General features: G+C 67.2%; 16 protein-coding genes. 7 read left to right on the forward strand and 9 right to left on the reverse strand.

All coding sequences use genetic code 11. The features are described 5' to 3' along the window. Positions 1-31: 31 nt before the first annotated feature. The 3 genes from MFF62_RS11615 to MFF62_RS11625 all read left to right on the forward strand — a co-directional run bounded on the left by MFF62_RS11615 (position 32) and on the right by MFF62_RS11625 (position 2253). Entirely contained in the window at positions 32-577 is a 546-nt protein-coding gene (locus tag MFF62_RS11615; RefSeq protein WP_238263271.1) for a carboxymuconolactone decarboxylase family protein, read from the forward strand. 94 nt (positions 578-671) lie between these two features. Next, the gene (locus tag MFF62_RS11620) at positions 672-1628 is read left to right on the forward strand and encodes an AraC family transcriptional regulator (protein ID WP_238263557.1); all 957 of its coding nucleotides are present in this window, start codon (positions 672-674) and stop codon (positions 1626-1628) included. Positions 1629-1743: 115 nt separating this feature from the next. Next, on the forward strand, positions 1744-2253 hold the full coding sequence (locus MFF62_RS11625; RefSeq protein WP_238263272.1) for a YkgB family protein: 510 nt from the start codon (positions 1744-1746) through the stop codon (positions 2251-2253). Here the strand turns inward: MFF62_RS11625 and pdxR are convergent. Further along, entirely contained in the window at positions 2165-3643 is a 1479-nt protein-coding gene (pdxR, locus tag MFF62_RS11630; protein WP_238263273.1) for a MocR-like pyridoxine biosynthesis transcription factor PdxR, read from the reverse strand. The two genes, MFF62_RS11625 and pdxR, sit on opposite strands and share 89 nt — an antisense overlap. 45 nt (positions 3644-3688) lie before the next feature. Here pdxR and MFF62_RS11635 point away from each other — a divergent pair, with 45 nt between their 5' ends. After that, entirely contained in the window at positions 3689-4546 is an 858-nt protein-coding gene (locus tag MFF62_RS11635; RefSeq protein ID WP_238263274.1) for an AraC family transcriptional regulator, read from the forward strand. A gap of 232 nt (positions 4547-4778) precedes the next feature. Here MFF62_RS11635 and MFF62_RS11640 read toward each other — a convergent pair whose 3' ends face one another. Together MFF62_RS11640 and MFF62_RS11645 are read right to left on the reverse strand one after the other, a co-directional pair. Next, positions 4779-5810, reverse strand: a complete 1032-nt coding sequence (locus MFF62_RS11640; protein WP_238263275.1) for a porin — start codon at positions 5808-5810, stop codon at positions 4779-4781. A 252-nt stretch (positions 5811-6062) separates the two neighbouring features. Beyond that, complete coding sequence (locus tag MFF62_RS11645) at positions 6063-7004, reverse strand: hypothetical protein (protein WP_238263276.1); 942 nt, start codon at positions 7002-7004, stop codon at positions 6063-6065. A gap of 371 nt (positions 7005-7375) precedes the next feature. Between MFF62_RS11645 and MFF62_RS11650 the strand changes: the two genes are divergently transcribed. Then, positions 7376-7555 (forward strand): CsbD family protein, encoded by a 180-nt coding sequence (locus tag MFF62_RS11650; RefSeq protein WP_238263277.1) that lies wholly within the window; start codon positions 7376-7378, stop codon positions 7553-7555. 87 nt (positions 7556-7642) lie between these two features. Here the strand turns inward: MFF62_RS11650 and MFF62_RS11655 are convergent, their stop codons facing one another. The 5 genes from MFF62_RS11655 to MFF62_RS11675 form a co-directional block, all read right to left on the reverse strand. Continuing rightward, positions 7643-9052 (reverse strand): FAD-binding oxidoreductase, encoded by a 1410-nt coding sequence (locus tag MFF62_RS11655; RefSeq protein WP_238263558.1) that lies wholly within the window; start codon positions 9050-9052, stop codon positions 7643-7645. Between the two features lie 63 nt (positions 9053-9115). Beyond that, on the reverse strand, positions 9116-9919 hold the full coding sequence (gene hpaI, locus MFF62_RS11660) for a 4-hydroxy-2-oxoheptanedioate aldolase (protein WP_238263278.1): 804 nt from the start codon (positions 9917-9919) through the stop codon (positions 9116-9118). 46 nt (positions 9920-9965) lie between these two features. Beyond that, positions 9966-11435 carry an NAD-dependent succinate-semialdehyde dehydrogenase gene (locus tag MFF62_RS11665; RefSeq protein WP_238263279.1) on the reverse strand — a complete coding sequence of 490 codons (1470 nt, stop codon included), beginning with the start codon at positions 11433-11435 and terminating at the stop codon, positions 9966-9968. Between the two features lie 132 nt (positions 11436-11567). Beyond that, complete coding sequence (locus tag MFF62_RS11670; RefSeq protein ID WP_238263280.1) at positions 11568-13091, reverse strand: UxaA family hydrolase; 1524 nt, start codon at positions 13089-13091, stop codon at positions 11568-11570. A 21-nt stretch (positions 13092-13112) separates the two neighbouring features. Further along, complete coding sequence (locus tag MFF62_RS11675; RefSeq protein WP_238263281.1) at positions 13113-14138, reverse strand: tripartite tricarboxylate transporter substrate binding protein; 1026 nt, start codon at positions 14136-14138, stop codon at positions 13113-13115. A 145-nt stretch (positions 14139-14283) separates the two neighbouring features. On the opposite strand from MFF62_RS11675, the gene MFF62_RS11680 reads away from it, so the two are divergent. Both MFF62_RS11680 and MFF62_RS11685 read left to right on the forward strand, forming a co-directional pair. Beyond that, entirely contained in the window at positions 14284-15285 is a 1002-nt protein-coding gene (locus tag MFF62_RS11680) for a LysR substrate-binding domain-containing protein (RefSeq protein WP_238263282.1), read from the forward strand. Further along, positions 15282-16565 carry an NAD(P)/FAD-dependent oxidoreductase gene (locus MFF62_RS11685; protein WP_238263283.1) on the forward strand — a complete coding sequence of 428 codons (1284 nt, stop codon included), beginning with the start codon at positions 15282-15284 and terminating at the stop codon, positions 16563-16565. Before MFF62_RS11680 ends, MFF62_RS11685 begins: the two co-directional genes overlap by 4 nt. Here the strand turns inward: MFF62_RS11685 and MFF62_RS11690 are convergent. Further along, complete coding sequence (locus MFF62_RS11690) at positions 16562-17518, reverse strand: LysR family transcriptional regulator (RefSeq protein WP_238263284.1); 957 nt, start codon at positions 17516-17518, stop codon at positions 16562-16564. The two genes, MFF62_RS11685 and MFF62_RS11690, sit on opposite strands and share 4 nt — an antisense overlap. Positions 17519-17620: the final 102 nt, after the last annotated feature.

Below are 17620 nucleotides of genomic sequence, written 5' to 3' on the forward strand. Positions count from 1 at the left end.
ATCCCAATCCATCAACCCCAAGGAGTCCAAGATGGCAAGAACCGCAGTGCTGAACCCGGAACAGGTACCCGCCGAATCGAAAGCGACGCTCGATGCGTTCACCAAGAACATCGGCTTCACGCCGAACATGATGGCGAGCTTTGCGCAGAGCCCGATTGCGTTCAACGCATGGGCGACGCTGCTGGGCGGCCTGAGCAAGGCGCTCGACGTGAAGACGCGCGACGGCATCGGCCTGGCCGTGTCGGAAGTGAATGGCTGCAACTACTGCCTGACCGTTCACAGCTTCACGGCCGAGCATATGGCCAAACTGCCGGCCGATGAGATTATCCTTGCCCGCAAGGGTCACGCCAGCGAGCCGAAGCGCGACGCGGCGCTGCAGTTCGCGCGCAAGGTCATCGAGACCCGTGGCCAGGTCAGCGACGCCGACCTGAAGGCGGTGCGCGATGCTGGCTATACGGAAGCGAACGTCATCGAGATCGTCGCGCTGGTGGCCATGTACTCGCTGACCAACTTCTTCAACAACGTGTTCGATCCGGACAAGGACTTCCCGGCGGTGGCGCCGGCCGGCTCGATCTGAAGCCAGCGGGGACGTGGCCTTTGCGGTATCAAGGCTGCGTCCCGCGTGCGACAAGCAATGAGGCGTTCAAGTGGATCAATATTCCGACGGTCAGGTGTCCCGGATCGACTGGCTCAGCCAGTTGCTGCAGATGATCGACGTCACCGGCCAGCTTCAGGTGCGCTGCGTGTACGGCGCGCCATGGCGCGTGGCCTGGGACGAGTCGGCTGCGCACGAGATTCCCTATCACATGGTGCTGAAGGGGCGGGCCGTCCTGGAAGATCCGCACACGCGCACGCTTACGGAGTTGGTGGCGGGAGACATCCTGCTGCTGCCCCACGGCGCGGCGCACGTGCTCCACGATGGCAGCGGGCATGCGCCGGGCGCTACCCACAATCGCCAGGGCTCCGCGGGATGGACGCTCAGCGAGAACGATGGCAAGGGCGAGCCGCTGGACATGCTCTGCGGGCGCTTCTTTATCGGGCCGCCGCACGACCGGATGATTCGCGACTACCTGCCCGCGACCTTCGTGGTGCGGGCGACGGACGCCAACGCTGACGATGATGCCATGTCAGCCGCCAAGGATCTGGCGCGGCTGATGGGGCTCATGCGTGTGGAAAGCGCCACCGACAAGCCGGGCGGATACGCCATGCTCAACGCGCTCAGCTTTGCACTGTTCACGCTGGTGCTGCGCGCGGCGAGCGAATCGGACCAGTCTCCGGCGGGTTTGCTGGCGCTTGCCGGCCATCCACGGCTGGCCCCGGCCATTTCGGCGATGTTCGCCGATCCGGCCAAAGCCTGGAACCTGACCGAGCTGGCCGACCTGTGCAGCATGTCCCGCGCCACGTTCATGCGGCACTTCCAGTCCAGTCTGGGACGCTCGGCCAACGACCTGCTGACCGATGTCCGGATGAGCCTGGCGGCGAACGCGCTGCGCAAGCCGGGGGTCACCACCGAGGCAGTGGCCGATTCGGTCGGCTATCGATCCGTGGCGGCCTTCCGGCGTGCGTTCACCGACAAGATGGGCATGACGCCGGGGGAATGGCGCCGCATGGCACGCCCGGGCGACTGACGCACGTCATTGATCCTTTCGGGCATCTTGTTGAGCCCATGCAGTCTCGAAATTCACTTCGCGTGACGCTAGATTGAAAGGCCAGTCACCCGAGCAACCCATACGGAAAACCCAAATGACTACTCTTGCAAACCAGCTTCGGCTGCAGATCGCCGAAAAGGGCGTTGAAACACTGTCTCTGCTGGCTCCGCTCAGGTGGACGCTGGTCATCGTGTTCCTCTGGTTTGGCGGCATGAAGTTCACCGCCTACGAGGCCAGCGGCATTGCACCGTTCATCGCCAACAGCCCCATCATGAGCTGGCTGCACACCTTGTTTGGCGTGCAGGGCGCCAGCTACGTCATTGGCGTGCTGGAGCTGTCCACCGCCGGGGCACTGATTCTCGGCAGGTTCCTGCCCATCTTCTCCGCGCTGGGCGCGGCGATGTCGGCGGCGACCTACCTGATCACGCTTACGTTCTTCTTCAGCACCCCCGGTGTGGCGGAGGCGACGGCAGGCGGCTTCCCGGCCATTTCAGCCATGCCGGGTCAGTTCCTTCTCAAGGATCTTGTCTTGCTGGGTGCCTCGATTTCGCTGCTTCTGGCGTCGGTCGAGCGCCCAGGGGCCGCCGGCAAGATCGTTCGATGACCTCGAACAGGCGGCTGCACGACGCGGCGACCTGCGCTTCGGGCGCCGTTGCCACCCCCAGCAACAGGCCCGATGACGCGGGGGATGGCGCGGCGAACCACTTGGATAGCGGCGACGGTGCCATCCCGAAGTGCATCAACTCCCGCGCGATCTCGATGTCGGGCGCGCCGTCCGGGAGCCTGAGCAGTATCGCCAGGCCGGTCTTCATCCACGCGGCATCGCGCATGCGCAACTGCTCGCACAGCGCGTCACGTTGCACGGCATACAGGCGCTTGAGCCGGCGGACACGGCGAACGTAATGACCTTCCCGCATGAATTGGGCCGTGGCCAGCTGGACGATCGGGGAGGGCGCGGGCGCCAATGCCGCGGCCACTTCCGAGAACGGGTGGATCAGTTCGGCCGGTGCTACGACGAATCCGAGTCGCAACGCCGGGCTGATGGTCTTGCTGAAGGTGCCGATATGGATCACCCGGTTGCCACCGCCCAACGATGCCAGGGCGGGTGCCACCCGGCCATCGAGCTGAAGTTCGCTGAGGTAGTCGTCTTCGATGATCCAGGCGCCGCTGGCCGTCGCCCACTCAAGCAGCTGCAGCCGTCGCCTGGCTGACAGGACCGAACCCAACGGTGCCTGTTGCCCGGGCGTCACGACGGCCAGGGCGGCGTCCGGGGCGTGCTCGATGCCGTAGCCAACGTTCATGCCTTCCGCGTCCACCGGCACCGGCACGCCATGCATCCGGGCAAGCTCCAGGGCTTTGCGGGTGACCATGAATCCGGGTTCCTCCATCCAGACCTTCCGGCCATCGAGCCCGAGCACGCGCAGTGCAAGGCCCAGGCCGCCGATGTATCCGGAAGTGATGAACACCTGCTCCGGCAGGCAGTGCAGGTTGCGGGAAATGGCGAGATAGCCAGCGATCTCGCGGCGCAGTTCGAGCTCGCCTCGGGGATCGGGATAGACCAGCGACGAGAACGCGCCTGTTTTCAGGAGATTCGAAGCGCGCGCCCGCGCGAACAGCCTGTCGGGCAGTCCTTCCAGCGCTGGAACGCCGAGCTGGAAGATCGCCGGCCCGCTGTTCATCTGGAGATAGCTACGCATGAATGCCCCGGGCTCTGGTGCTTCTGGCCGGGATATCGGCGCGCGTGACCGGGGCGCGACGCGGGTGCCCCGTGCGCCGAAGGCTTCGATGATCTGTGCGTCGGACAGGCGCTCATACGCTGCTTGAACGGTGCCGCGCGCCACGCCGAGATGCGCGGCCAGGTCTTGCCACGATGGTAGGCGGGTGCCAGGTGCGAGCACACCCGAGTCGATGGCGCGGGCAATGCTCAGGCAAATCTGTTCCGACAGCGGAAGCTTTGCCTTGCGGTCGAGACGAATTTGCAGTCTCGGGTCCATTTGTTCAGTACACACGGTAATTGGAAATTGGCAGGAGACGAAAAAGTGGTACGTATCGTCACGGACGTGCATCAGAGCCGAACCATCGGCATCTGGGCCAACACGGAAGTGGAAGTCCTCGAATACGGCGAACTGCAGGACGTGGCACGCCCGATCGGATCGCAACGTGTCAGCCTGCGTGCGGCCTTGCGTGAAACCGGCGGCCGGATCGAGGCGCGCTACAAGCCATCGCAGTCGCTGGCGGGGCGCTATCACGGCAGTGATCACCTCAGCCTGATCGAACAGGGCGGCGAAGCGTACGGCTACACCCGGTTCATTCGCGGCTTCCGTTGCGTGGCGATCCACTTCGACGATACCTTGCTGGGCGAAGCCTGCGGCACCGCCAGCGGTGCGGCCCATTTCCAGTCGCGGCTGATGTTCGAGCACAAGCCGATCTGGGCCATGGCCGACCGGCTGGCCCTGGCGTGCGTGACGCCACGAATCGGACAGCGGCTCTACTGCGAGAGTCTTGTCGGCATGCTTGCCGTGGAAATCGCTGGACTCGGCGCCATCGCGCCACTGCTGGCCTGCAAGGGAGGGCTCGCGCCGTTCAGGCTGCGCCGCGTCCTCGACTACATCGAAGACCATCTTGGCGACAGCCTGGCCGTCACGGAACTGGCGGCGCTTGCCGAAGTCAGTCTCCCGCATTTCATGCGCGCCTTTCGGACGTCCACGGGAGAAGCCCCGCTGCGCTTCATCATGCGGCGGCGGGTGGTGCGCGCCACGCGGCTGCTATTGGAAACCAGCGCACCGCTGGCCACCATCGCACAGGACTGCGGCTTCGCGGACCGCTCGCATATGACCACGTGCTTTCGGCGCATTGCCGGCAATACTCCGGCGCGCATCCGTCGCGAGAGAGCATGATGGGGCGGGGACGTCATGGGGCGCTTTTCCTTGTGCATGATCGGTTGGCAGCCGATGGTATGCGAAGACCCCACCGGGTTGAACGTCTGCGCCCGATTTAGCAGCAGGCTGGCGAACAACACGATCAAGGGAAGAAAAGACCGGCGGCGGCACGCCACGCCGGCTGCACTGCAAACAAAAAAAGCCCGGCGCAAGGCCGGGCATAAATGGAAAGTGTCTGGTGCGGTAGGTATCAGAAGCGGTGGCGCACCCCCACCATGGCGCCGAACTGGTTGTCGCCCGGGACGACCAGGCTGCCGAGATTGGCGATCGATCCACGACCCTTGTCGGTGCGGTTGTAGGCGTAGCCGAGATTCAGGTAGGTGCTGGTGCGCTTGGAGAACGCGTACTCGGCCGAGGCTACGAACACGAACGGGTCGGCGCCGTACTTGGCGAAGTCGTTGTAGTAGACCGAGCCCTTCAGCGTCAGGGCCGGCGTGGCGTGGTAGCCGACGCCAACCCAGTAGAGGTTGCTGCGGACGAACAGGGGGCTCAGGCCGGTCACGTTCTCCCAGCGATAGCCGCCGAAGACCTTGGTCGGGCCAAAGGCGTAGCTGAGCGCCACCGAGGCGCGCTGGACCTTGGCATCGTCGAGCGGCTGGCGCAGGTCGTACACCACGCCCACGTTGAGCGGGCCGGTGGTGTAGCGCAGGCTGGCGGCGTACTCGCGGCCCCGCTTGTAGTTGCCCGGCACTTCGCCGTTCATGTCGTAGCCGAAGCTGTACAGCGCGGAGGCGGTCAGGCCGCCGAACTTGCCCTCGTACTTGATGGAGTTGTCGGCGCGCGAGGCCATGCCAGGGTCAATGTTCACGATCGAGTACTGCGACGTGGCAGCCATCGGATCGAAGGCAATTGTGAAATCGTAGACTGGCGTCTGGTGGCGGCCCAACGTCAGCCCGCCGTACCGGCTCTGCAGGCCCAGGTAGATCTGGCGATTGAAGAAGCGGTCGCTGGTGTTGGCGCCGTTGTCCACGTTGAAGCCGCTCTCCATGACGAAGATGCCCTTCATGCCGCCGCCCAGGTCGTCGGTGCCGCGCATGCCCCACCAGGAACCGGTGGTGATGCCGTTGCCGGACTGCATGCGGACCAGGCTGTTGTCGCTGAGCGTGCGCGACAGGTATTCCACGCCGACATCGGCAACGCCGTACAGCGTCACGCTCGACTGGGCTTGCGCGCCCATCGCAAACAACGCGGTTGCCGCGGCGGCGGCCAGTTTGATTTTCATGCCTGGATCTCCAGTTGGGGAAAAGTCCCGCAATGATCGGGAGGCATGAGGCCGGCGGCTTTGACTTGGCTCGATTCTTCGCCACTTGGCAGCGGAAAATTCTTGGCGTCGCATGTGAACAACGGCGGACGACTACTCGCGTATCGTCGTTATACGAACTTGCTTCTCGAACAGTATTAAATTTGTTGCAGCTGAGCCGGAGCGTGCATCGTCGATGCGCGGTGTCGAGTGGTTATCGCCCGACGGCGCAGCTCAGAAACTGGCGGCCAGTCCCAGCGATATCCCTGAGACGTTGTTGCCGAACACGTATCGCACCACGGCACGCACACGCGTGACGAATACCTCGTGCGCGGTGGTGTCGAGTTCCAGGCCCAGGCCTACCGACGTCAGATGCTCGAACCCCAGCACGTTGGCCTGGCTGCCCAGGTATTGCGAGTGGGAGAGTTCCAGCACGTAGCGCACGGGCCGGTCCAGCGCAAACATGCCGGTGGGGGCGCGGTAGCGCGCATAGAGATTGGCGGTCTGGGCGGTGGCCGATCCCTTGACCCCGGACGTGGTGCCGCCGAACGTCTGCAGGTAGATGTTCGTGTAGCGCAACTCCACGTCGATGTCGTGCTCGGGCCGGTAGTGTTCCCAGTCCAGCATCACCGAGCCGCCCAGCCCATAGGCATTGAGCGTGCCCCGGTCCAGGAAGTCGATGCTGCTGTCGGTGGCCCGGTTGACCGCGAACTGGGCGACGGCCAGGTCGCTGGACACATTGCCGAGCGATGCATTGAGGATCGGCCGGAACACCAGCTCCTTGTCGGCCGTCAGCGGGAAGTCCCAGCCGATGCCGACGGTGCCGGCCACGCTGTTCCAGCGCGTGGGAATCGGACGCGTCTCGGAGCCGTCGCTGGCGATGAACGTCGGATCGTAGCGGCTGTAGGCAATCGAGCCTTCCACATAGAGCGGGAACGACTTGCTCAGCGTGAAGCCGCCGCCCAGCTGCGACATCTTGATGCCGGGGTTGCCGCTGGCCGCGTTGTTGATCGACAGCGAACTCGATGTCAGGTCGGGTACCACCGAGTAGGCCATCAGGGCCAGCACGCCGTTGGCCTGCTTCTGGACGTTGGCACCCACCACGCTGAACTGGGCGTGGGCGGGCAGGCTGGCACAGAGGCACAACGCGGCAATGGAGGCGGCTTTGTGAAGCATGCGTGACGGCGCGCAGGGGGAAGGGCGCACCAATGGTCGCAAGGATCGCCGCCGGGCGGAATTCAGTTTTGTCGCGGCGTGACTTTAGCAATTCCGGTGAAACGTGCCGCCGCGCCCGGAGTGCCGCAAGCGTATCGCGGGGCGGTGTGGTGCCAGTAGCGGCGTGCGAGGGGCGGTGCAGGGGGAACATGCACGGAACGTGCAACAAAGTGGCGCTGGCACATTCCGACAGCGGATTGCGTGCGTGTCCTACACAGCAGGCCGCGCGCCGTGCCTACACTGTCAATCAGCGCCGCACCCTGCCACCGGCGCCGGCCAGAACGGGCTGGGGCAGGGCCGGACATTCTGCAACCGACCATAGGAGTACGATCATGAACAAGGACCAGGTGAAGGGCCGCATGAACGAGGCCAAGGGCAAGGCCAAGGAACTGGCCGGCAAGGTTACCGGCAAGACTTCCACGGAAATGAAGGGCAAGGCCCAGCAGGTGGCCGGCCGCACGCAGGCCGCCTATGGTGATGCCAAGGAAGACATGAAGAAGAATCCGCGCTGATAGTTCAAGTTCAGCGCCGGGCCGGCCCGCGCCAGCGTGCACGGGCCGGCCCGGACGGAGGAAGGCGGGGCTACAGCCCCGCCTTTTTCATGCCGGCCGGTCCAGTTGCGGCAGCACCCGCCCCGGGTTCAGCAGGTTTTTCGGATCGAGCGCGCGCTTGATCTGCCACATCAGTTCCAGCTCGACCGGCGACTTGTAACGGCTCAGGTCGTCGCGCTTGGCCACGCCGATGCCGTGCTCGGCCGAAATCGACCCGTTCTCGGCGTAGGCCAGCCCGTCCACCAGGTCCGACACCGGCTTGTACCACTGCGCCAGGAAGCTCTTGGCGTCGCAATCCTTGGGCCGCAACGGGTTGAAGTGGACGTTGCCGTCGCCCATGTGGCCGTAGATCACCATGCGGGTGGCCGGCTCCAGGGCCAGCACCTCGGCCGACGCCTTCTCGATGAACTGGGCGATGCGCGATACCGGCACCGAAATGTCGCACTTGATGCTGCCACCGGTGCGGGTCTGGGCATCCGAGATTTCCTCGCGGATACGCCAGAACTGCTGCACATCAGCCAGGCTCGACGCCACGGCGGCATCGACCACCCATTCCCTGGTCAGCCCGGTCTCCAGGATTTCCATCAGCATGGCGCTGAGCGTTTCCTCGTCGGTGCCCGACGTCAGCTCGATCAGCACCATCCAGTCGTGCCGGCCCGGCAGCGGCGACGGCACGTCGCCCAGGTATTCCAGCACCAGGTCTAGCGCGGGTGCCGAAATCAGCTCGAATGCGGTAACGGCGCCGCCCGAGATCGCACGCGCCTCGCCCAGCAGCTTGACTGCCGCCTCGGGGCCGTCCACGGCCACGAAGGCCACGGCGGTGGAGCGCGGCTGCGGCATCAGCTTCAGCACCGCGCCGGTGATGATGCCCAGCGTGCCTTCGGCGCCGACGAACAGGTGCTTGAGGTCGTAGCCGGTGTTGTCCTTGCGCAGCCCCTTGAGCGACGAGAAGATGCGCCCGTCGGGTAGCACCACCTCGATGCCCAGCACCAGGTCGCGCATGTTGCCGTAGCGCAGCACGGCCGTGCCGCCGGCGTTGGTGGACAGGTTGCCGCCGATCTGGCACGAGCCTTCCGAGCCGATGCGCAGCGGAAACAGCCGCCGCGCGTCATCGGCGGCCGCGCGGGCGCCGGCCAGCGTGACGCCGGCTTCCAGCGTCATGGTGTCGTTGATGGTGTCGATGGCCAGCACGCGATTCATCTTCTTCAGGCTGATGACCACGGCCGTGCCGCTGTCATCGGGCACCGCGCCGCCCATCAGCGACGTGTTGCCCCCTTGCGGCACCACCGGCACGTCGTGCGCGTGGCACCACGTCATCACCTGGCTGACCTGTTCGGTCGTGGACGGCATCACCACCAGCGGCGACTTGCCGCGATAGATGCGGCGATAGTCGGTGACAAACGGTTCGGTGTCGGCTTCGGCGGTCAGGTAGCCGTTGGGGCCGACAATGGCCAGCATGGCTTCGTGCAGTACGTCGGGCGAGGGCAGGGCTTTGGAAGGCAAGGAAGACATCTTCGATACTCAGTAGGCGGCTCCGGGCGCGGACACCTGTTGGGCGCGCTCCGGCAGGAATTCGGCGGCGAGCTTGCGGGCCGCGTTGGCGTAGACCAGCACGTCGACCCCGGTGGCCACGAACGTGCAGCCCAGGTCCAGGTATCGGCGCGCGAGCGTGTTGTCCGAAGTCAGCGTGCCGGCGGCCTTGCCGCTGGCGATGATCGTGCGCATGGCGGCTTCGATCTGCGCCTGCACTTCGGGGTGGCCGGGATTGCCGCGATGGCCCATCGACGCGGCCAGGTCGGCCGGGCCGATGAACACGCCGTCCACGCCGTCGACGGCGCAGATGGCTTCCAGGTTCTGCATGGCGGTCACGGTCTCGGCCTGCACCAGCAGGCAGACTTCGTCGTCGGCCACGGCCAGGTAGTCCTTGCGGGCGCTCCATTGCGACACGCGCGCCACGGCGCTGCCCACGCCGCGCACGCCAAACGGCGGATAGCGCGTGGCGCGCACCAGCCCGGCGGCCTGCTCGGCGGTGTCGACCATCGGAATCAGCAGCGTGCGCGCGCCCACGTCCAGCAGTTGCTTGATCAGCGCGGTGTCGCCGGACACGGCGCGCACCACGGGCTGCGAGCGGTACGGCGCCAGCACCTGCAGCGTCTGCAGGATGGTGCGCACGTCGTTGGGCGCGTGTTCGCCATCCACCAGCAGCCAGTCAAAGCCGGCCGTGGCGCTGATCTCGGCCAGGTACGGCGTGGCGGCGGACATCCAGAGTCCGATCTGGGCCTGGCGGGCGGCCAGTGCGGCCTTGAACGGGTTATGGGCGGGCATGGGTCTGGGTCTCCTCTGGGGTCTGGTGGTGCCGTTGGGGGCGTGTTCAGTTCAACTGGCCCTGGCAGAGATACTTGGTATGCATGTAGTCGTCAAGTCCGTGACGCGATCCCTCGCGGCCGTAGCCCGATTCCTTCACGCCGCCAAACGGGGCCGCCTCCGATGCCAGCGCGCCTTCGTTGATGCCGACAATGCCGGTTTCCAGCGCCTGGGCCACGCGCCAGATCCGCCGCACGTCGTTGGAATAGAAGTACGCGGCCAGCCCGAACGGCGTGTCGTTGGCGTCGCGGATCACCTCCTGCTCGTCGGTGAAGCGGAACACGGGCGCCACGGGGCCGAAGGTTTCCTCCTGCGCCAGCGCCATGGCGGGCGTGGCGCCGGCCAGCACGGTCGGTGCGTAGTAGTGCGGGCCGTCGTCCGCGCGCACGCGTTCGCCACCTACCACGACGCGCGCGCCCAGGGCTACGGCGTCGCGTACGTGGCGGTCGATCTTGTCCACGGCGCGGCCGTTGATCATCGGGCCGATCTGCGCGGCCGGCTCGGTGGCCGGGCCCACGTGCAGCGCGCCCACGCGCGCGGCCAGCTTCTCGACGAAGGCGTCGTGCACGCCGGCCTGCACATACACGCGGTTCGGGCACACGCAGGTCTGGCCACCGTTACGGAACTTGGCCGCCATCAGGCCATCGACGGCGGCATCGAGGTCGGCATCGTCGAACACGATGAACGGCGCGTTGCCGCCCAGTTCCAGCGACAGCTTCTTGAGCGTGCCGGCCGATTCGCGCGCCAGATGCTTGCCCACCGGGGTCGACCCGGTGAACGTGATCTTGCGCACACGGGCATCGGCCAGCCAGGCATCCACCACGACCTGCGTGTTGGTGCGCGACGCCGTGACGATGTTCAGCACGCCGTGCGGCAGCCCGGCCTGTTCCGCCAGATGCACCAGCGCCAGCGCGGTCAGCGGGGTGTCCTCGGCGGGCTTGGCCACCACGGTGCAGCCGGCTGCCAGTGCCGGGGCGATCTTGCGGGCGATCATCGCCAGCGGGAAGTTCCACGGCGTGATGGCGGCCACCACGCCCACGGGCTCCTTCAGCACGATCATCTTGCGGCCCGGCACGGCCTCGGCCACCACGTCGCCGCAGATGCGCGTGGCTTCCTCGGCAAACCATTCCACGTACGACGCGCCATAGCGCACTTCGCCCACGCTTTCGTGCATCGGCTTGCCTTGCTCGGCGGAGATGATGCGCGCCAGATCCTGCTCGTTGGCCAGGATCAGCGCGTGCCAGCGCTTGATGATCTGCGCACGGTCGCGTGCGGTGCGCCGGCTCCAGGCCGGAAAGGCGGCTGCGGCGGCGTCGGCGGCTCGGCGGGCATCGCCGGCGTCGCTGTCCGGCACGCTGGCGATGGCGGCGCCGGTGGCCGGGTCGGTCACGTCCATGCGGGCTTGGCTGTCGCACCATTGCTGGTCGATGAAGTTCTGCGTGCGCAGCAGGGTGGGGTCGGTGAGGGTGGTCAGCATGGGGGTGTAGTGGTGGCTGGCGTGGGTGGTGACGGGAAGGCTTGCCCTCACCCCCGGCCCCTCTCCCGGAGGGAGAGGGGAGCAAACCGAGGGGGCGGAGAGACGTAGGGCGGGAGAGGGCGGGCGTCTGGGCTAGCTCACGATCCCTACGTGCCAGGGCACGAATTCGTGGTCGCCCAGGCCCAGCAGTTCGCTCTTGGTGGGTTCGCCCGAGGCCGCGCGCAGGATGTGTTCGAAGATGCGCTCGCCCATCTGGGGCACGCTCAGTTCGCCATCGAGCACCAGCCCGCAGTTGATGTCCATGTCTTCTTCCAGCCGGCGGTACATCGGCGAATTCGACGCCAGCTTGATGGTCGGCGCGGGCTTGGAGCCGAACATCGAGCCGCGCCCCGTGGTGAAGCAGATCAGGTTGGCGCCGCTGGCGATCTGGCCCGTGGCGGCCACGGGGTCGTAGCCGGGCGAATCCATGAAGACAAAACCCGCCTTGTCGATGTGCTCGGCGTACTCGTACACGGCCTGCAGCGGCGTGGTGCCGCCCTTCATGGCCGATCCCAGCGACTTCTCGAAGATGTTGGCCAGGCCACCCTGCTGGTTGCCATGGCCTACCACGCCGTTGAACTGCGCGTTCTGCCCGGCGGTATAGCGCTCCCACCAGGCCAGGCGGTCCAGCAGCTTCTGGCCGACCTCGGGCGAAATGGCGCGGCGCGTGAGCATGTACTCCACGCCGTGGATCTCGGGGGTTTCGGACAGGATGGCCGTGCCGCCGTGGCGGACCAGGATGTCCATGGCCGCGCCCAGCGCCGGATTGGCGGTGATGCCAGAAAAACCGTCAGAGCCGCCGCATTCCAGGCCGATCTTGATATGGCTGGCGCTCACGCGCTGGCGCTGGAACGCGTTGGCCGCCGGCAGCATGGCTTCGATGGCGCGGATGCCGGCCTCGATGGTGGCGCGCGTGCCGCCGGTGTCCTGCATGACCAGCGTGTGCAGGTTCTCGCCGGGCACCAGCCCCTGCGAATCCACCAGCGACGCTACCTGGTTGCGCTCGCAGCCCAGGCCCACGATCAGCACGCCGGCCAGGTTGGGGTGCCGCGCATAGCCGGCCAGCGTCCGGCGCAGCATGTCGAAATGCTCGCTCGGCGACGACATGCCGCAGCCGCTGCTCTGCGCGAACGCGGCCACGCCGTCGACATTGGGATACGCGGCCAGCCGTTCGCGCGTGAAGTGCGCGGCGATGTGCTTGATCACGGTGGCCGAGCAGTTCACCGACGACAGGATGCCGATGAAGTTGCGCGTGCCCACGCTGCCGTCGGGGCGCACATAGCCCATGAACGTGGCCCGTTCGGCCTCGGGCACGTAGTCCACGGGCCGCACGTCCTGGCAGAACGCCGGGTCGCGGTAGAAGTCCACGAGCTTGAGGTTGTGGCTGTGCACGTGGTCGCCGGGTGCGATGTCGCGGTCGGCCACGCCGATCACGGTGTCGTACTTGCGGACCTGCTCGCCGCGCGCAATGGCCCGCGCGGCGATCTTGTGTCCGGCCGGCACCTGGGCGCGCACGCGCACGCCCAGGTCCTGCAGGGGCTGGCCCAGCGTCAGGTCGCCCCGGGCGATCAGGACGTTGTCGTTGGCATGCAGGCGGATGACGGGGTTCAGGGTCACGATTGACAGAGGCGTGGCGGGTTAGCTCTGCGAGAGCATTTCCTTCAACTTCAGGCGCTGGATCAGCTGCGTTTCCTGGTCGTAGACCGTGGAGACGTATTTCTTGTAGTCGGGGCCGTCCAGGTACATGATCGGCGCGTCGATGCGCGCGGCCACGGCCTTGAACTCGGCGCTGGCCACGGCCTGGCGGAACGCGTCGCGCAGCTTCTGCTCGATGTCGTGCGGCAGGCCCTTGGGCGCGCCGATGCCGTTGGGCGCTTCCACCACCACGTTGTAGCCCAGCTCCTTGAGCGTCGGCGTGTCCTTGAAGCGCGGCGTGCGCTGCTCGCCCCAGGTGGCCAGCAGGCGCAGCTTGCCGGCTTCCACATGCGGCGCCCACGAACTGGAATCGGCCAGCAGGTCCACCTGGTTGGCCAGCACGTCCTGCAGCGCCTGCGAGCCACCCTTGTAGGCCACGGCGTTGAACTTCACGCCGGCCGCCAGCGCAAACTGCTCCATGCCGACGTGCGTGGCGCCACCGATGCCGGCATGCGCGTAGGTGATGCGGCCCGGATTGGCCTTGGCCTCGGCAATCACGTCGGCCAGCGTCTTGAAGCGCGATCCGGCCGGTACGGCGATGCCGAAGGTCTGGCCCGAGGTGCGCGCCAGGTAGGTCAGCTCGTTGCGCGGGTCCAGTTGCAGCATGCCGAGCTGCGAAAAGCGCGTGACCGAGATCGGGATCTGGCCGATCGTGTAGCCGTCCGGATTGGCGCGGGCCAGGGCCTTGGTGCCGATCATGCCCGATGCACCGGCGCGGTTTTCCACCACGACCGACTGCTTGAGAATCCCCGACGCCACCTGGCACAGCGCGCGCATCGACTGGTCGGCCGTGCCGCCCACGGGCCACGGGCAGATGAACGTGATGGGACGGTCGGGATACGCGGCGGCGGCGCGCGCCAGGCGCGGCACTAGCAGGCTGGCCGTGCCGGTGGCGGCAACGGCGGTGGCGGCGGCGCTGCCCAGCAGAAGCTGGCGGCGCGAAAGGCTGACGGGCTTGCCTTGCGTCATGGGGGATGTCTCCAGTCTTGTTTTAGGTCGCGGACCGGCATCGATGCCAACCCGCTCTGCCTGCGATTGTGGGCGCGCCGAACATAACCATCCAATAGCAAATTGGCATTGCTTCATAACCTTCCGGTTAGGTAGACTCGCTGCCATGGCACATATCGACCGGGCTTTCCGATCCAACATCAAGCTGCGCCACCTGCAATTGCTGGTGGCGCTGGACGAATTCCGCCACCTGGGCCGCACGGCCGAATTCCTGTCGGTGAGCCAGCCGGCGGTGTCGAAGGTGCTGGCCGAAGTGGAGAAGATGCTCGGCCTGACGCTGTTCACGCGGTCCACGCGCGGCACCGAACCCACGCCGGCCGGCGAATCGCTGGTGCGCTTTGCGCGCGCGGTGCTGGCGCAGTACGACGTCACGCGCGACGAGATCGAGGCCGTGGCCAGCGGCGCGGCCGGCCGCGTGCGCGTGGGGTCGATGAGCGCCACGCTGCCCGTGCTGCTGGCGCAGGCGGTGACCCGCCTCAAGGCGCAGTCGCCGCGCGCCACGGTGCTGGTGGAGGAGGGCGACCTCACGCATCTGCTGCCGCGCCTGCGTCTGTCCGAACTCGACGTGATCGTGGGACGCCTGGAGCCGGCCTACGCCGCGCCCGACCTGCTGACCGAGGCGCTGTACGAAGACCCGATGGTGGCCATCGTCGCTGCCGGGCATCCGCTGGCGCGCAAGGCGCGTCCGGGCTGGGCCGACGTGGCGTGCCATCCGCTGGTGCTGCCGCCGCCCTGGGCGTCGCTGCGGGTCAAGATCGAGCAGGCGTTCTTCCGGCATGGACAGGTGCCGCCGGCCGACCTCGTGGAGTCGTCGTCGTACCTGGCGGTGACCACGTTCGTGGCCCAACGCCAGGCCGTGGGCTTCGTGGCCGGCACGGTGGGGCGCCAGTTGCAGGCCGAAGGGCGCTTTCATGTGCTGGCGATGCCGGTGGAGGTGGATCTGCCCCCGGTGGGCATCATCACGCTGCGCGACCGCCGGCTGCCGCCGAGCGTGGCGGAGCTGGCCCAGTGCCTGCGCGATGCAGCAGGCGAGATCGGCGGGCCTCGCAAGACAGCAAAGACAGCAAAGACCGCAAAGACAGCAAGGACCGCAGACAGGACGTCATGACCGAAGCCTCCGCAAATTCCCGTCACTCCCGTCAATCCCGCCGCACCGACGTGCTGGTGCTGGGCGCCGGCATCGTCGGCGTGTCGACGGCGCTGGCGCTGCAGCAGCGCGGCCACGCCGTCTGCCTGGTGGACCGCAACGCGCCGGGCCGCGAGACCTCGTACGGCAATGCCGGCATCATCCAGCGCGAGGCCGTGCAGCCCTATGCGTTTCCGCGCGCCTGGCAAGCCATCCTGCGCGTGGCCGCCCGGCGCGGCAACGACGTGCACTATCACCTGCGCGCGCTGCCGTCGCTGGTGCCGTCGCTGGCGCGCTACTGGCACGCGTCGGCGCCCCAACGCTACGCAGCCATCGTCGATGCCTATGCCGCGCTGATCCGCCATTGCATCGACGAGCACGCGCCGCTGATCGAGCGCGCGGGCGCGCAGGACCTGATCCGCAAATCCGGCTGGCTCGAAGCCTATCGCACACCGGCCGCGTTCGAGGCCGCCGCACGTGAGGCCGATGCCGTCGCACGTGCCCACGCGCTGCGCCATGCCGTGCTGGACAGTGCGGCACTGGCGGCGGACGAACCGGTGCTGCAGCGGCCGATGGCTGGCGCGGTGCACTGGCAAGACCCGTGGACCGTCAGCGACCCCGGCGAACTGGTGGCGCGCTACGCAGCGCTGTTCGAGCGCGAGGGTGGAATGATCCTGCGCGGCGATGCCGACACGCTGCGCCAGTCGGGCAGCGGCTGGGCGGTGGACACGGCCGATGGCCCGGTCGACGCCGAGCACGCGGTGATCGCGCTGGGCCCATGGGCCGCCGGGCTTACGCGCCGGCTGGCCTACCGGCTGCCGTTGTTCGTCAAGCGCGGCTACCACCGCCACTACGCGGTGGCCGAGATGCCGGGCAAGCCGCTGCTTGACGCGGAAAGCGGCATCCTGCTGGCGCCGATGCGGCAGGGCTTGCGGCTCACGACCGGCGCCGAGTTCGCGCATCACGACGCCGCGCCCACGCCGGTGCAGTCGGTGCGCGCCGAAATGCTGGCCGGCGACCTCGTGCGGCTGGGCAAGCCAGTGGAAGCGCAGCCGTGGATGGGCGCGCGGCCCTGTATCGCCGACATGCGCCCGGTGGTGGGGCGCGCGCCGCGCCACGCCAACCTGTGGTTCCACTTCGGCCATGGCCATCAGGGGCTGACGCTGGGGCCGGCCACGGCGCGGCTGCTGGCGGAACTGTTCGACCGCGACACGCCGTACGTGGACCCCACACCGTACGATCCGCGCCGCTTCGGCGCCTAAGCCGACACCGCGCTGGCTGCCTGCGACTTGGCCTGCGCGCGGGCCTGCAGGTGGCCGACAAAGGCCGCGGCCACGTCGGAAAGCACCTCGTTCTTGCGGGTCAGGATGCCGAAGGCCTTCATGTCCTGGCCCACCGCCACGGGCAGCGTGGCCAGCAGCGACGCGCGCACGTGGTCGCGTACCACCGACTCGGGCAGCATCGCAATGGCATCGCCGGACTGCAGCAACTGCAGCGTGGCAAAGATCGACGAACACTCGATCACGTCCTCGGGCGACGACACCTGGGCCTGCGCGAACTGGTCTTCCAGCATGAGCCGCGCCGGGCTGGTCAGCGTCTGCAGCACCCACGGCCAGCGCACCAGCTCGTCCCAGCCGATGCGCCGCCGCTCTGACAGCGGATGCCCGCTGCGCACCACGATGCGCAGCGGTTCGTCCGACAGCGCGCTGAAATCGAACTTGTTGTGATCGAGCGGGCCGGCAAAACGGCCCACCGCCAGTTCGATCTCGTGCCGCTCCAGCAAGACGCCGATCTGGTCGCTGGTCTCGCCCAGGATGCGCACGCCCAGACGTGGCCGCTCGCGCTTGATGTCGGCCACGGCAGCGGCCACCAGGTCCGGCGCCGCGCCCATGATCGCGCCAAAGACCAACTGCCCGTGGCCGCCCCGGCGGCGCACCTCCATGCCTTCCAGAAAGCGGTCCAGGCTGGCCTGGGTGTGGCGCGCGTAGGTCACCACCTCCAGGCCCAGCGCCGTGGGCCGCATGCCGCGCGCATGGCGCTCGAAGATCGCGAATCCGAACGCCTGTTCGATATCGGCCAGCATCTTGGTGGCCGACGGCTGCGTGACATTGATCAGCGCGGCGGCCTGGTTCAGCGTGGGGGTGTCGGCCAGCGCACTCAGCAGCGCCCAATGCTTGAGTTTGAGTCGGTTCACCAGGCGGCGGGTCAGCGACATGAAAGCGGTCTCCTGGGCTAATTCGAGCGGTTCCCGTGCTATTCCAGAATGGAATCGCTCGCTCTTTTAAATTGATTGGAACGATATAGCCTGTGCGCTTAC

Origin of the sequence: Cupriavidus pauculus (assembly GCF_022179805.1) — a bacterium.
Taxonomy (GTDB): Bacteria; Pseudomonadota; Gammaproteobacteria; order Burkholderiales; family Burkholderiaceae; genus Cupriavidus; species Cupriavidus pauculus_E.

What these genes read in the sequence shown, in the direction of transcription:
- MFF62_RS11625 (WP_238263272.1), top strand. Translation starts at nt 1,744, where the DNA reads ATGACTACTCTTGCAAACCAGCTTCGGCTGCAGATCGCCGAAAAGGGC.
- MFF62_RS11615 (WP_238263271.1), top strand. Translation starts at nt 32, where the DNA reads ATGGCAAGAACCGCAGTGCTGAACCCGGAACAGGTACCCGCCGAATCG.
- MFF62_RS11645 (WP_238263276.1), bottom strand. Translation starts at nt 7,004, where the DNA reads ATGCTTCACAAAGCCGCCTCCATTGCCGCGTTGTGCCTCTGTGCCAGC.
- MFF62_RS11665 (WP_238263279.1), bottom strand. Translation starts at nt 11,435, where the DNA reads ATGCTGACCACCCTCACCGACCCCACCCTGCTGCGCACGCAGAACTTC.
- pdxR (WP_238263273.1), bottom strand. Translation starts at nt 3,643, where the DNA reads ATGGACCCGAGACTGCAAATTCGTCTCGACCGCAAGGCAAAGCTTCCG.
- MFF62_RS11685 (WP_238263283.1), top strand. Translation starts at nt 15,282, where the DNA reads ATGACCGAAGCCTCCGCAAATTCCCGTCACTCCCGTCAATCCCGCCGC.
- MFF62_RS11655 (WP_238263558.1), bottom strand. Translation starts at nt 9,052, where the DNA reads ATGCTGGCCATTGTCGGCCCCAACGGCTACCTGACCGCCGAAGCCGAC.
- hpaI (WP_238263278.1), bottom strand. Translation starts at nt 9,919, where the DNA reads ATGCCCGCCCATAACCCGTTCAAGGCCGCACTGGCCGCCCGCCAGGCC.
- MFF62_RS11640 (WP_238263275.1), bottom strand. Translation starts at nt 5,810, where the DNA reads ATGAAAATCAAACTGGCCGCCGCCGCGGCAACCGCGTTGTTTGCGATG.
- MFF62_RS11650 (WP_238263277.1), top strand. Translation starts at nt 7,376, where the DNA reads ATGAACAAGGACCAGGTGAAGGGCCGCATGAACGAGGCCAAGGGCAAG.
- MFF62_RS11690 (WP_238263284.1), bottom strand. Translation starts at nt 17,518, where the DNA reads ATGTCGCTGACCCGCCGCCTGGTGAACCGACTCAAACTCAAGCATTGG.
- MFF62_RS11675 (WP_238263281.1), bottom strand. Translation starts at nt 14,138, where the DNA reads ATGACGCAAGGCAAGCCCGTCAGCCTTTCGCGCCGCCAGCTTCTGCTG.
- MFF62_RS11680 (WP_238263282.1), top strand. Translation starts at nt 14,284, where the DNA reads ATGGCACATATCGACCGGGCTTTCCGATCCAACATCAAGCTGCGCCAC.